This is a genomic window from Paraburkholderia sp. RL17-381-BIF-C, assembly GCF_046026435.1.
GTDB lineage: Bacteria > Pseudomonadota > Gammaproteobacteria > Burkholderiales > Burkholderiaceae > Paraburkholderia.
In genome coordinates, this window is record NZ_JARESX010000001.1 from 270,041 (window position 1) to 284,440 (window position 14,400).

A 14,400-nucleotide genomic window follows, 5' to 3' on the forward strand; every position below is an offset into this window, starting at 1 on the left:
CGCTGCCATTACGGGGTTGCCGTGCAATTAAATCCGGGCGATTGTAAGCGATAGTTGCAGGCAATTCAAGACTTTAGGCCGTTCAATAACCGGCGTGAAAAGCCTCCTCACGATGCGGGAACAGCTGCCTGGCGGTACGAAACACGTCAAATGTAAGGCTGTCGGGGGGCGTCAAATCATGCGGTTTGGATCAAGCGACTTTGCACTCGCCGACAGGTCGTTTAAACGCAGTAGCAGACGTCTCGAAAATGCAACAAACGCCGATTTTTGCCTCCGCAGGTGGACATACGGGTTGGCACCAGTTAGGCGGCGACTCGGCGCGAGCGTATTCGGAAACTCGTGTGTGTCGATGACAAGAGGGACCGCCGTAATCACACCGCCGCGCCGAATGAATGGGCGACCGAGAACGGCATGCGCTTTCGCCTTTTGTTTCGGGCACGCCCTACTTCGTGAATTCATCAGCGCGGAGTTGGTGACGCGACCGCTCTCGGGATGCTTGACGCGAATCAGGCGGCATTGCAAACGCATCGGCGCTCGGCATCGCCCCAACGGCGCGATCAGACCAATATATCAGCGATCCTGATTATTTATCGCCGCATTTATTTAGGAATCCATTAAATATAGGCCGTTTGACATGCATCAAGTCGGGCCCAATCTCTATGTGTTAGCGACTCGCCAGGAAAGCTGGGGCGCCAAAGGCGCGCAGCGCACCAAATAGCTTGCGATCTGTATTGAGCCTGATCGCAAGCCTTCGTTGCCACTCACGTTCAACGCGCCGATCAGGCGGTGGCGTTGCCGCGCAACCTCACCAAGATGCCTTCCAGCGCGTCCAGATCGCCGAAGTCCACCAGTACCTGCCCTCGCCCGCGTCGGCCGAGTTTGATCTTGACCGTCGCCGCCAGCAAATCCGACAACTCTTCTTCCAGTCGTCGCGTATCACGACCACCGTCCGGATTCGCACGCGCCTTCACTGCTGGCGCGGCTTTGGTCGTCGTCGTTACCAGCTTTTCGGTTTCGCGCACCGACATGCGCTTGTTGATAACCTGGTTGGCCAGCGTAATCTGCGTTGCAGCGTCGACGGCCAACAGCGCGCGGGCATGCCCCATGTCGAGATCGCCGGCCAGCAGCATCGTCTGTACGGGCGACGCCAGATTGAGCAAGCGCAGCAGATTCGACACGGCACTACGCGAGCGGCCGACCGACTCCGCCGCCTGTTCGTGCGTGAAATTGAACTCGTCGAGCAAGCGCTGGATGCCCTGCGCTTCTTCCAGCGGATTCAGATCTTCGCGCTGAATATTCTCGATCAGCGCCATCGCGGCGGCGGCCTGGTCCGGCACGTTCTTTACCAGCACCGGCACTTCGTCGAGACCTGCGAGACGCGCCGCGCGGAAACGCCGCTCGCCGGCAATGATCTCGTACTTGTCCGCGGAGACGGGCCGCACGAGAATCGGCTGCATCAAGCCCTGCGCCCGGATGCTGGCTGCCAGCTCCTGCAATGCGCCTTCATCCATACGCGTACGCGGCTGGTATTTGCCCGCCTGCAACTTGCTGAGTGGCAGCACGTTCGGCGCACCCTCTATCGTCACCGCCTCGGTGATGTCCGCAGTGCCGCCAAGCAATGCTTCCAGGCCTCGTCCCAACCCCTTCTTTCTCGCTACTGCGTTCATCGTGCTTTCCCGATCCACTTAGGATGCCTGGGGCGCGTCATTCAATGCGCGCACCCGCTCAATCATTTCCGCGCCGAACTGTACGTACGCTTGCGCGCCGCGCGATGCCCTGTCGAACACCACGCCCGGCAAACCATAGCTGGGCGCCTCGGCGAGACGCACGTTGCGCGGGATCACGGCGTCGAACACCTTGTCACCAAAATGCTCTTTCAACTGATCTGAGACTTGCTGTTGCAACGTGATACGCGGATCGAACATGACGCGCAGCAGGCCGATCACTTTCAGGTCACGGTTGAGGTTCGCGTGCACCTGCTTGATCGTGTTGACCAGGTCTGACAAGCCTTCGAGAGCGAAGTACTCGCACTGCATCGGAATCACCACGCCGTGTGCGGCGCACAGGCCGTTGAGCGTGAGCAGCGACAAAGCCGGTGGACAGTCGATCAGCACAAAATCGTATTCGTTTTCGACTGCCGCGAGCGCGACCTTCAATTGACGCTCGCGGTTCTGCACGCTGACCAACTCGACCTCGGCACCGGCGAGTTCACGGTTCGCCGGGAGCACGTCGTAACCAACGGCTTCCGGCCGCACTCGCGCATCGGCCACCGCGACGCCATCCACCAGCACTTCGTAGACCGTGTTCGCGCACGCGGCTTTGTCGATGCCGCTACCCATCGTGGCGTTGCCTTGCGGGTCCAGGTCGATGAGAAGGACTCGCTGTCCCTGCGCTGCCAAGCTCGCGGCCAGATTGACTGTGGTCGTCGTTTTACCGACGCCGCCCTTCTGGTTCGCAACGCAGAAGATTTTTGCCATCGTTGGTGTGTCCCTTTTGCTGCTTGGATAAAGTGAAAATCGTCGGTGATACAGGGTGCGGCTGCATGACAAGCCTGAGCGCGCCGCTAGCTGCCGGCATCCACCAAAACCTTGATCAGGTGTCGCTCGGCGTCGAGCGATGGCACATTCAGCCGAATAACCTGTTCCACGTGGGCGCCCGCCGGCAAACGTTCGATCTCGCCATCCGGGCGTACGCCCTTCATAGCCCAGATCGCACCCTGCTCCGCAACGAGATGACGGGCCAGTGTAACGAAATCCGCGAGTTCTGCGAATGCGCGCGAGACAATTACGTCGAACTTTGCCGGTACTTCGGCGCCCGGCTGCAAAGTCTCGACTCGGCCGGTCACCACCGAGAGATTCGCAAGGCCGAGCTCTGCCTTGGCCTGAGACTGGAACGCCGTTTTTTTATGAACGATGTCGTTCACCGTCACCGTCCACTCCGGCAAAACAATCGCCAGCACAATGCCCGGCAAACCGCCACCGGAGCCGACGTCGAGTACCGAGGACGGCCCGAGCGGAGCCAGATGCGGCACGATTGAAAGCGAGTCTAGAATGTGCTGAATCAGCATCTGCCGCGGATCGCGGATCGCCGTGAGGTTATAGACGGCGTTCCACTTCGACAGCAACGCGACGTAGTCGAGCAGCTTGCCGAGTTGGGTGTCGCTCAGATCGAGGCCGAGCTCGCGCACACCCTCTGTGAGCAGCGGCGCCAACGCCTCCCTACCGCTTCCCTTCTGGCCTACCGTCATTGCGTCACCGGCGTGCTGTCGGTGCCCGGCTCAGTGGGTTTCGCCGGACGACGACCCAAACCACGCTTCAAATGGACCATGAGCAGCGAGATGGCCGCCGGCGTAATGCCGGAGATGCGTGAGGCCTGACCAATGGTTTCAGGGCGGAACTGCGTCAGCTTCTGTCGCGCTTCGAAGGAAAGGCCCCGGACTTCCGCGTAATCCAATCCTTCAGGTAGACGCGTGCTTTCGTGCGCCTCGTTCCGCTCAATCTCTCCCGCCTGACGGTCAATGTAGCCCTGATATTTGATCCCGATCTCGATCTGCTCCTTGATCTGGGCAAGCAGAACGTCGTCTTCCGCCAACGTTTCAGGCGCAGCGCAAGCACCGGCACGCAACCCGCAAACACCGTCGTAAGACACACCCGGGCGGCGCAGCAGATCCGCCAGGCTGTACTCGTGATCGATTGGCTTGCCGAGCAAAGCCGTCGCCTCGTCAGCCGATAACGTCTTAGGATTGACCCACGTGGTGCGAAGGCGCTCTGTTTCACGTGAAACAGCGTCGCGTTTGCGGCTGAAGGCATCCCACCGAACGTCATCCACCACGCCCAGCTCGCGGCCGATCTCAGTCAGACGCATATCCGCATTGTCTTCGCGGAGGCTCAGGCGATATTCGGCACGGCTCGTAAACATGCGATACGGCTCCGACACGCCACGCGTAACCAGATCGTCGACCAACACGCCAAGGTAAGCCTGATCGCGCCGAGGGCACCATGCTTCCTTACCTTGCACGTACAGACCCGCGTTGATCCCGGCCAGCAAACCCTGTGCGGCGGCTTCTTCATAGCCAGTCGTGCCGTTGATCTGACCGGCGAAGAACAACCCGTTAATGACTTTCGTTTCCAGCGAAGCCTTCAGTCCACGCGGATCGAAGTAGTCGTACTCGATCGCATAGCCCGGCCGGAGGATATGCGCATGCTCCAAGCCGCGCATCGAACGCACCAACTCCAGCTGCACGTCGAACGGCAGGCTCGTCGAGATCCCATTCGGGTAAAACTCGTTGGTAGTCAGCCCTTCCGGCTCAAGAAAGATCTGATGCGATTCCTTCGATGCGAATCGGTGGATCTTGTCCTCGATTGACGGGCAATACCGCGGCCCCACCCCTTCGATCACGCCCGTGTACATCGGCGACCGATCGAGGCCGCTGCGAATGATGTCGTGCGTCCGTTCGTTGGTATGCGTAACCCAGCACGGCACCTGCCGCGGATGCTGCTCAACGCGCCCGAGAAACGAGAAGACCGGCACCGGATCCAGATCGCCCGGCTGCTCTTCGAGTTGGGAAAAGTCGATGGTGCGGCCGTCGATACGCGGGGGCGTCCCGGTCTTCAACCGACCTTGCGGCAGCTTCAATTCCTTGAGACGCGCCGACAACGATACGGACGCCGGATCACCAGCACGGCCACCGGTATAGTTGTTCAAGCCGACGTGAATCTTGCCATCGAGGAAGGTCCCAGCCGTCAGCACCACCGCGCGCGCACGGAAACGGATCCCCACCTGCGTGACAGCGCCAATCACGCGGTCACCTTCCACCATCAGATCGTCAACCGCCTGTTGGAACAACCAAAGGTTCGGCTGATTCTCCAGCCGATGCCGGATAGCCTGCTTGTACAGCAAACGGTCGGCCTGAGCGCGCGTCGCACGGACGGCCGGGCCCTTCGACGAATTCAGGATGCGGAATTGAATACCGCCCTCGTCCGTCGCGGCCGCCATTGCCCCGCCGAGCGCGTCGACTTCCTTGACCAGATGGCCCTTGCCAATACCGCCAATCGACGGATTGCAGCTCATCTGGCCGAGCGTTTCGATGTTGTGGGTCAGCAGGAGCGTCGTATTGCCCATGCGTGCTGAAGCCAACGCGGCTTCCGTGCCGGCATGACCGCCGCCGACGACGATTACGTCAAATTCTGTGGGAAAGAGCATCGCGGATCTCACGCCAGATCATCGCGTGAGCCTTTCAAAGGAAATGTATGGGCGAATTATAACGGGTTCGGTTTAGGCCCGAATTTCGTCCGAACGGCCAACCCACAAAAAAGCGGTGTGTTTCACGTGAAACACACCGCTTTAATCGTCGGCGATCAGCGTAGTGCGGGAGCGTTACGCCACTTTTTTGGCCAGCCCAAGGTACGTTTCGATCACGCGCGGATTCTGCGCCAGGTCTGCCGCCGGCCCTTCCAGCGCCAGTTCGCCCGTCTCCAACACATAACCGTAGTCGGAGATTTGCAACGCGGCTCGGGCATTTTGCTCGATCAGCAGCGTGGCTACGCCGGTCTGCCGCAGCGCGCTGATGATGTGGAAGATTTCTTTTACGATCAGCGGCGCAAGGCCAAGACTCGGCTCGTCCAGCATGAGCAGATCGGGCTTGCCCATCAATGCCCGGCCCACCGCCAGCATTTGCCGTTCGCCACCCGATAAGGTGCCGGCCGCCTGCTTGCGGCGCTCCTTCAGTCGTGGAAACAGCGTGAAGACCGGCTCAAGTTGGTCGAGAAAGTTGCGCTCCCCTGCCCGCTTGCGACGGTAAGCGCCGAGCACGAGGTTGTCCTCGACCGTCATCGAAGCAAACAGCTCGCGTTTTTCCGGCACAAGGCACATGCCGCGCGCGACACGCTTCTCGACCGGCACGGCGCTAACATCTTCGCCTCGATACACCACGGCGCCCTTCGCATGACCCGTGGTCGGCAGTGCACCCATGATCGCGTTCAGCAGCGTGGACTTGCCCGCGCCATTCGGGCCGATCACCGAGACGATCTGCCCAGCCCGCACCTTGATCGCCGCGCCGTGCAGCGCCTCGACCTTGCCATAGCGGACCGACAATCCGTCTACGTCGAGAATGGGATCAGCAGCATTCATCGTGTTCTCCATCACTCCACCCCACCGAGATACGCTTCCAGCACAGCCGGATCCTGTTGTACGTCTTGCGGCAAACCTTCCGCGATCCGGGTCCCGAACTCCATGACCACCAGCCGGTCGGTGAGATTCATCACGAAATCCATGTCGTGCTCAACCAGCAGCACGCTCATGCCTTCCGCCTTGAGGCGACGCAGCAGATCGGCCAGCTGGAGTTTTTCCTGATAACGAAGACCGGCGGCCGGCTCATCCAGCAACAACAGCGTCGGGTCGCAGCACAATGCGCGTGCGATTTCGAGAATCCGCTGCTGTCCCAAGGCAAGACTGCCCGCCTCGTCATACATGTGCGGTTCCAGGCCGACGCGCCGAATCTGACGCGCGGCTTCGGCCATCAAGCGCGCTTCTTCCGCGCTGTTCAGGCGCACGACGCTACGCCATACGCCCGCCTGCCCCCGCAGATGTGCGCCGATCGCCACGTTCTCGAGCACCGTCATTCCCGGCAGCAGCTTGACGTGCTGGAAGGTGCGGCCAATCCCGCGCTTGACGATTTCACGTGAACTCAACGAATCGATTCGCTCGCCACGGAACTTGATCTCGCCGCTGGTCGCTTGCAGCACGCCGGTGACGAGATTAAAGGTCGTCGACTTGCCGGCGCCGTTCGGCCCGATCAAGCCGATGATCTGCCCTGCTTTCACCTCAAAGCTGACATCGTTCACCGCGACCAGACCGCCGAATTGCTTGCGCGCCTTGTTCACCGTCAGCAGATCTTCACCGGCCTCCGGCTTGCTGCGCTGCGGCAACGGTTCGGCATGGTCGGCCAAATGGGCACGCGGACCCTTCGGGAAAAACCGCGCGACAAACGGCCATACGCCTTGGCGCGCGTACTGCAGCAGCAGCACCATCAAGATGCCGAATACGATCACTTCGAAGTTGCCGTTCTCACCCAGCAGCTTGGGTAGCAGCGTTTGCAGATAATCCTGCAACACCGTCAGGATCGCCGCACCGAGCACCGCGCCCCAGACGTGCGACACCCCGCCCACCACCGCCATGAACAGGAACTCGATACCGTGATTCAGTCCAAACGGCGTCGGGTTCACCGCGCGTTGCAGGTGGGCGTAGAGAAAGCCCGACACCGAAGCCAGCACCGCCGCGTAGACAAAGATCACCACGCGCATCCACCCGGTGTTCACGCCCATTGCTTCGGCCATCATGCCGCCGCCGCGCAGCGCGCGGATTGCTCGTCCCGGCCGGCTATTAAGCAGATTCTGAACGGAAATCACCGCACCCAGCACGACCACCCAGATCAGGTAATAGATATGGCGCCCGGACTCCAGGTTGATGCCGAAAACATTCAGCACAGGAATTCCGTTGATGCCGTCGTACTTGCCCAGCATTTCGAGATTGCCGAACAGGTAGAACAGCGCGAGCCCCCACGCGATCGTCCCGAGCGGCAAAAAGTGCCCGGACAGACGCATCGTCACCAACCCGAGCATCAACGCGATCAGGGCCGTCACCACCACGCCCGCGATCAGCGCGAGCCACGGCGAGACGCCGTATCGCGTCGTCAGATACGCGGTCGCGTAGGCGCCGATGCCGACAAACGCGGCCTGGCCGAAGCTCGTCATCCCGCCGATACCGGTCAGCAGCACCAGGCCGATCGCCACGATCGAATACAGGCCGATGTAGTTGAGCAGCGTCACCCAATATTCCGGCACGTGAATCGGTTGCGGCAATACGGGTAGCGCGAACAGCACCACGAGGAACAACCAGAAGAACTTGTTTTGCATGATCCGTTTCATCGCGTCACTCCTCGTCCTCTTCGGTGTGCGGGCTGGCAAGACTTCGCCAGAGCAGCACCGGAATGATCAGCGTGAACACGATCACTTCTTTATAAGCACTCGCCCAGAACGACGAATACGACTCCAGCAGACCGACCAGGATCGAGCCCGCAGCCGCCAGCGGATAACTGACGAGGCCGCCGATAATCGCCCCCACGAAGCCCTTCAAGCCGATCAGGAAGCCCGAGTCGTAGTAGATGGTGGTGAGGGGTGCGACGAGGATGCCGCACAGCGCACCGAGGCCCGCCGCCAGCGTGAAGGCGAGACGCCCCGCTTGCGTCGTGCCGATGCCGACGAGCCGTGCGCCGAGCCGGTTCACCGACGTTGCGCGCAACGCCTTGCCGGAGATCGAGCGATCGAAGTACAGATACAGCGCACCGATCAACACGACCGCCGTGCCGACGACCCACAAGCTCTGCCCGGAGATCGACAGGCTGCCCACGTTGAAGGTCGCGTCGGAAAACGCCGTGGTGCGCGAACCCTCCGCACCGAACATCACGAGACCCAGGCCGACCATCGCGAAGTGCACCGCCACCGCCACGATCAGCAGCAGCAGCGTAGACGCCTCCGCGATCGGCTCATACGCAAGCCGGTAAACATACGGTCCCATCGGAATCACGATCAGCAGCGTCAACGCGATCTGCGCGATCATCGGCAGCGTATGCATGAAAACGCCCTGCGTGAGCGCGTAGACCGCGATCGGAAACAGCAGGTATTTGCCGACCAGCATGACCAGCGTGCGAGCCGCATGCCGGCGCCGTTCGGGATGGCGTACCAGCCCCGCTACCTCGACGACGAAGCAGGCCGCGCCCATCGCCATCAGCAGCCAGCAGGTGGCCGGAAATTTCTGTGTCTGTAGCGCGGCGAGCGTCAGCGCGCCATACGAAACAAACTCCCCCTGCGGGATGAAGATCACCCGCGTCACGGAGAACACCAACACCAGCGCGAGCGCCAGCAGCGCGTAGATCGCCCCGGTGGTGATGCCGTCCTGCGCGAGGATCGCCGCAATTGATAGATCCATACTTCCTCGTCCTGAAGCGTCGTAATCGAAACTGGGAAACCGTCGTGGCGGCAGAACTCGCGGCCGTCCGCGGACCCGCAATGCCTGAAAAGGCGACCGCCGCGCCGGAACACGGCGCGGCGGTCGATGCCATTGTCATCGAACAGAATGGCAATGCGGCGTCACATGCCGCACGTTGCGCGAGAGGCGCGTACCGCTTTTATGCTTAGTCGTTCTGCAGCTTCCACTTGCCGTCGACGATCTGCACGATCACGCGTGCGCGCTTGTCGAGGCCGTTGTGGTCGGTCGTGGTGGTGTTCATGATGCCGTGCGAAACCGGCAGCTCCTTGATGTTCTCAAGTGCACCGCGCAGTGCCACGCGGAACGCTTCCGTGCCCGGCTGCGCCGTCTTCAGCGCGACGGGAATCGCTGCTTGCAACATCTGGCCGGCGTCCCATGCGTGACCGCCAAACGTCGCCACCGAGCCCGCGCCATACGCTTTCTCGTACGCCGCTTTGTAGGCCAGCGACGACTTCTTCACCGGGTTCGAGTCAGGCAGTTGATCCGCCACGAGAATCGGGCCAGCCGGCAGGAATTCGCCTTCGCAATCCTTGCCGCACACGCGCAGGAAGTCGTTATTGGCAACGCCGTGCGTCTGGTAGACCTTGCCCTTGTAGCCGCGCTCCTTGAGCGTCTTGGCTGGCAATGCCGACGGCGTGCCCGCACCCGCGATCAGGACCGCGTCGGGGTTCGCGCCAATCGTCTTCAGCACCTGGCCCGTGACCGATGCGTCGGTGCGGTTGAAGCGCTCGTTGGAGACGATCTTCAGATTGTGCGCGGCGGCCGCAGCGGTAAAGACGTTATTCCAGCCGTCGCCGTACGCATCCGCGAAGCCGATGAAGCCCACGGTTTTCACGCCGTGATGCTCCATATAGTCGGCGATGGCGTCAGCCATCAGGCTGTCGTTTTGCGGCGGTTTGAAGGCCCATGCGCGCTTCGCGTCCATCGGCGAAATGATCGCCGCCGATGCCGCCAGCGAGATCACCGGCGTCTTGCCTTCGGAAGCCGCATCGAGCATGGCCAGCGAATTCGGCGTAACGGTCGAGCCGATGATCGCGTCGACGTGGTCTTCGTCGATCAGCTTACGCGTGTTCTGCACGGCCTTGCCCGTGTCCGATGCGTCGTCGAGAACGATGTACTGCACAGTCTTGCCGCCGATCTCTTTCGGCAACAGCGCAATCGTGTTCTTTTCAGGAATCCCGAGCGATGCGGCCGGCCCCGTCGTGGAAAGTGTCACGCCGATCTTCACTTGGGCAAACGCCGCGCCCGCGCCACACATCAACGCCATGGCGATGCCGGTGCGTACCCATTGCTTTGTCTTTTTCATTGCAAGTCTCCAAACGCTTTGAAGCGCGTATCTGTAATCCGACTCACGGGCCGGGTGTCTGAATCTAGTTATCGGGTAGAGGCGTGCCAAGCATGGTTTTCCCTGCTCAGCGCGGATGCCTTCGCCGCTTTGGTGCCACTCCTTTGCTACGTACGACGGCTGCAAACTGCTGCGAAATCCTGCGAACAAAACACTAACATGTTAGTAGTATTGCGTTCTGCATGAACGACGGTCAATAGACCGCAACCCAAATACGGGTTTGTCCTGAAGCCGCGCAACCACACTTTTTCACGTGAAGCGGACAATAAAAAAGACGCGTCAACTGCACGCGTCTTTTTCTATGAGGTTCCGTATCGCTTCGCCCTCGCTCAGTCGCCGGACAACTTCCACTTGCCGCCGACAATCTCCACCATCACGCGCGCCCGCTGGTCGAGGCCAGAGTGGTCATTCGCGCTCATGTTGAAGATGCCGTGCGACGCGGGCATGTCTTTGGTGCTTTCCAGCGCTGCGCGCAACGCCTCGCGGAACGCAGGCGTGCCCGGCTGCCCCTTCTTCAGCGCCAGCGGAATCGCGCGTTGCAGCAGCAAGCCGGCGTCCCATGCGTGGCCGCCGAAAGTCGACACCGAGCCGGCGCCGTAAGCGGTTTCGTACGCGCGCTTATAGGCGAGCGCGCTCTTCTTCACCGGATTTGAATCGGGCAATTGATCCGCGACCAGCAACGGGCCGGCGGGCAGATACGTACCTTCGCAATCCTTGCCGCACACGCGCAGGAAGTCGTTGTTGGCGACGCCGTGCGTCTGATAGTACTTGCCCTTGTAGCCGCGCTCCTTGAGCGTTTTCTGCGGCAGCGCAGCCGGTGTGCCCGCGCCTGCGATCAGCACCGCATCGGGATTCTGCGACATGACCTTCAGCACCTGGCCGGTCACCGAAGCATCATTGCGCGCGAAGCGTTCGTTTGCGACGATCTTGATCTTCACGAGATCCGCTGCCTTGCCGAATTCCTTGAACCAGCTCTCGCCATAAGCGTCCGAGAAGCCGATAAACGCAACCGTCTTCACGCCGTGATTCGACATGTGCTGCGCAATCGCGGTTGCCATCAGAATGTCGTTTTGCGGCGTTTTGAAGACCCACGCGCGCTTCGCATCCATCGGCTCGACAATGCTTGCCGCGGCGGCCATGGAGATCATGGGCGTAGTGGTTTCGGCAGCGACGTCGATCATGGCCAGCGAGTTCGGCACGACGGTCGAGCCGATCAGCGCATCCACGTGATCTTCGCTGGTGAGCTTGCGGGTGTTCTTGACGGCCTGAGTCGAATCAGTGGCGTCGTCGAGCACGATGTATTCGATCTTCTGGCCCGCCACTTCTTTAGGCAGGAGCGCAATCGTGTTCTTTTCCGGGATACCGAGCGACGCGGCAGGACCCGTTGCCGACACGGTCACGCCGATTTTGACGTCTGCGAACGCATGGCCGCTCCATGTCGCAGTGATTCCAGTGGCGACTAATGCCGCGCTGATCCAACGCAATGCCGACTTCATCCCGCTCCTCTGTCTACCCCGTTATTCATTCAAATCTAAATCCGTGGATTTAAATCCCGACCCAGCGGTCGGTGAATAGCGAGTTTAGCGGACGGAAGCCATGCGCGGCAAGCGTTTTGCAGGGTTGTGCGCTGCGAAACAGAGACAGGTTCGGTGAATAAAAAGGGTCACCGAATTAGCGGGAAATTTGAATAGCGAATAACCGAAAACACAAATAAAAAGCGCTGTTGGATATCAATCCAACAGCGCTTTCGTCTGGGCACTGAGTGCCTCATTGTCTCCTCGTTCTCCACCTGCAAATTTCGTGGTGCATCAGAACTGCATGAAGATTAAAGGAGCACCCGCCCTACTACAACTAGCAATTACCCTAGTGGTGCACTGCGGCACTGAATTGGGGCACGCTTGCCGGAACCTGTTCAACCCCGCCGGGAGCCTTGCCAACCCGCGCTCCCGCTTCATTACATCAAGAGCGGCAAACTATATCGGATACCGAAACAATGGCGAATTTCGCTGCGTTCAGGCCCGCAGCGGCCGCACCCGCGCGATGATCTCACCGACAATGCCACGCCGGAACGCCAGCACGCACGCAATGAAAATCACGCCGGTCACAATGGTTACCGATTCGCCCAGCGAACGGAACCACTCAACGCCGGTGGATGACGCCAGCGCCCCGCCGAAATCGCCGAGCCGGTCTTCGAGCGCGACAATCAATGCAGCGCCGAGCAGCGGTCCAAACAAGGTGCCCATGCCGCCGACCAGCGTCATCAGGATCACGAGGCCCGACATGGTCCAATACGCGTCGCTCAATGTCTCGAAGCCTTGCACCAGCACCTTGAGCGAACCCGCGAGACCGGCAATTCCTGCCGACAGAATAAACGCCAGCAGTTTGAAGCGATCCGTATCGTAACCGAGCGACACCGCGCGCGGCTCGTTTTCCTTGATCGCCACCAGCACCTGTCCAAACGGCGAATGCACGATCCGCACAATCAGCAGGAAAGCGAGCACCATCACGGCGAGCACGACGAAGTACAACGCCGTATCGGACGAGAGATCCAGCACGCCGAACAGCTTGCCGCGAGGCACGCCTTGCAAACCGTCCTCACCATGCGTAAACGGCGCCTGCAGGAACACGAAGTAAACCATCTGCGCGAGCGCCAGCGTCACCATCGCGAAGTAGATGCCCTGGCGGCGAATCGCGAAGATGCCCACGATCAACCCGAGCAAGGTCGCCGCCGCGGTGCCGGCGAGCACGCCCAGCTCCGGCGAGAAGCCGAGCGTCTGCATCGCATAGCCGGTGATGTAGCCGGCCGACGCGAGAAACATGGCGTGGCCGAACGACAGCAATCCGGTGTAGCCAATCAGCAGATTGAACGCCGCCGCGAACAGCGCGAAGCACAGCACTTTCATCACGAAGAGCGGATAGATGCCGAGCACGGGCACCGCGAGAAGCACGATCAGCAGCAGACCGTAGAGCACTTTTCTCTGCATCATTTTTCCTTGCCGAAGAGACCCGCCGGGCGCACCAGCAACACGAGCGCCATGATCACGAAGACGACGGTCGCCGACGCTTCCGGGTAGAACACGCGTGTGAGCCCTTCGATCACGCCCAGCAGCAAGCCGGTGAGAATCGAGCCCATGATCGAACCCATGCCGCCGATCACCACCACCGCGAACACGGTGATGATCATCGGCTGGCCCATCAGCGGCGAGACCTGAATCACCGGTGCGGCGAGCACGCCGGCAAATGCGGCCAGCGCGACGCCGAAGCCATAGGTCAACGTGATCATCAACGGCACGTTGATGCCGAACGCTTCGACCAGTTTCGGATTTTCAGTGCCCGCGCGCAGATAGGCGCCGAGGCGCGTCTTCTCGATCACGAACCACGTCGCGAAGCAAACCACCAGCGAGGCCACCACGACCCACGCGCGATAGTTCGGCAGGAACATGAAGCCGAGATTGGTCGCACCGGAAAGCGCCGACGGCACGTCGTACGGCTGGCCGGACGAACCGTAGATGGAACGGAACACGCCTTCCACGACCAGCGTGAGTCCGAAGGTCAGCAAGAGGCCGTACAGATGGTCGAGCTTGTAGAGCCAGCGCAGCATCGAGCGTTCGATCGCCATGCCAAACAACCCGACGAGCAGCGGCGCCAGTATGAGCATCACCCAGTAAGGCAAGCCGAAATACGACAGGCCCATCCACGCGAGCATCGCGCCGAGCATGAATAACGCGCCGTGCGCAAAGTTGATCACATTGAGCAGGCCGAAGATCACCGCCAGCCCAAGACTCAGAATTGCGTAGAACGAGCCGTTCACGAGCCCCAGCAGCAGCTGGCTCAGCATCGCCGGTAGCGGAACGCCAAAGATTTCCATTGAAGCCTTAACCCCTTAAGCCATCGCCAAGGTGAGATCGGTCACGCACGATCCGGCCGGCGCACGGTGAGCGTCAGCGACGCCGATCGTGCGCGGCATGTGAAACGGTTCGCCGTCAGCCTGTGTACCAACGCAGCACTGT

At 60.8% G+C, this 14,400-nt stretch carries 11 protein-coding genes; all 11 read right to left on the minus strand.

Translation table 11 applies throughout. The features are described 5' to 3' along the window. Positions 1-779: 779 nt before the first annotated feature. On the minus strand, positions 780-1,667 hold the full coding sequence (locus tag P0D70_RS01235) for a ParB/RepB/Spo0J family partition protein (RefSeq protein ID WP_091800939.1): 888 nt from the start codon (positions 1,665-1,667) through the stop codon (positions 780-782). Between the two features lie 18 nt (positions 1,668-1,685). Then, positions 1,686-2,477 (minus strand): ParA family protein, encoded by a 792-nt coding sequence (locus P0D70_RS01240; protein WP_091797847.1) that lies wholly within the window; start codon positions 2,475-2,477, stop codon positions 1,686-1,688. Positions 2,478-2,563: 86 nt separating this feature from the next. Next, positions 2,564-3,247 carry a 16S rRNA (guanine(527)-N(7))-methyltransferase RsmG gene (rsmG, locus tag P0D70_RS01245; protein ID WP_408181713.1) on the minus strand — a complete coding sequence of 228 codons (684 nt, stop codon included), beginning with the start codon at positions 3,245-3,247 and terminating at the stop codon, positions 2,564-2,566. Continuing rightward, the gene (gene mnmG / locus P0D70_RS01250) at positions 3,244-5,202 is read right to left on the minus strand and encodes a tRNA uridine-5-carboxymethylaminomethyl(34) synthesis enzyme MnmG (RefSeq protein WP_408181716.1); all 1,959 of its coding nucleotides are present in this window, start codon (positions 5,200-5,202) and stop codon (positions 3,244-3,246) included. The genes rsmG and mnmG overlap by 4 nt, the downstream gene beginning before the upstream one ends. Before the next feature lie 174 nt (positions 5,203-5,376). Beyond that, entirely contained in the window at positions 5,377-6,129 is a 753-nt protein-coding gene (locus tag P0D70_RS01255) for an ABC transporter ATP-binding protein (protein WP_177205050.1), read from the minus strand. A gap of 11 nt (positions 6,130-6,140) precedes the next feature. Then, positions 6,141-7,925 carry a branched-chain amino acid ABC transporter ATP-binding protein/permease gene (locus tag P0D70_RS01260; protein WP_408181719.1) on the minus strand — a complete coding sequence of 595 codons (1,785 nt, stop codon included), beginning with the start codon at positions 7,923-7,925 and terminating at the stop codon, positions 6,141-6,143. 4 nt (positions 7,926-7,929) lie between these two features. After that, the gene (locus tag P0D70_RS01265) at positions 7,930-8,985 is read right to left on the minus strand and encodes a branched-chain amino acid ABC transporter permease (protein WP_091797831.1); all 1,056 of its coding nucleotides are present in this window, start codon (positions 8,983-8,985) and stop codon (positions 7,930-7,932) included. A 205-nt stretch (positions 8,986-9,190) separates the two neighbouring features. Next, positions 9,191-10,351 (minus strand): ABC transporter substrate-binding protein, encoded by a 1,161-nt coding sequence (locus P0D70_RS01270; RefSeq protein ID WP_091797828.1) that lies wholly within the window; start codon positions 10,349-10,351, stop codon positions 9,191-9,193. Positions 10,352-10,719: 368 nt separating this feature from the next. Continuing rightward, positions 10,720-11,886: an ABC transporter substrate-binding protein gene (locus P0D70_RS01275; RefSeq protein WP_408181722.1), complete on the minus strand. Its 1,167-nt coding sequence runs from the start codon at positions 11,884-11,886 to the stop codon at positions 10,720-10,722. A gap of 516 nt (positions 11,887-12,402) precedes the next feature. Beyond that, complete coding sequence (locus P0D70_RS01280) at positions 12,403-13,374, minus strand: branched-chain amino acid ABC transporter permease (protein WP_177205092.1); 972 nt, start codon at positions 13,372-13,374, stop codon at positions 12,403-12,405. After that, entirely contained in the window at positions 13,374-14,258 is an 885-nt protein-coding gene (locus P0D70_RS01285; protein WP_408181724.1) for a branched-chain amino acid ABC transporter permease, read from the minus strand. Before P0D70_RS01285 ends, P0D70_RS01280 begins: the two co-directional genes overlap by 1 nt. Positions 14,259-14,400: the final 142 nt, after the last annotated feature.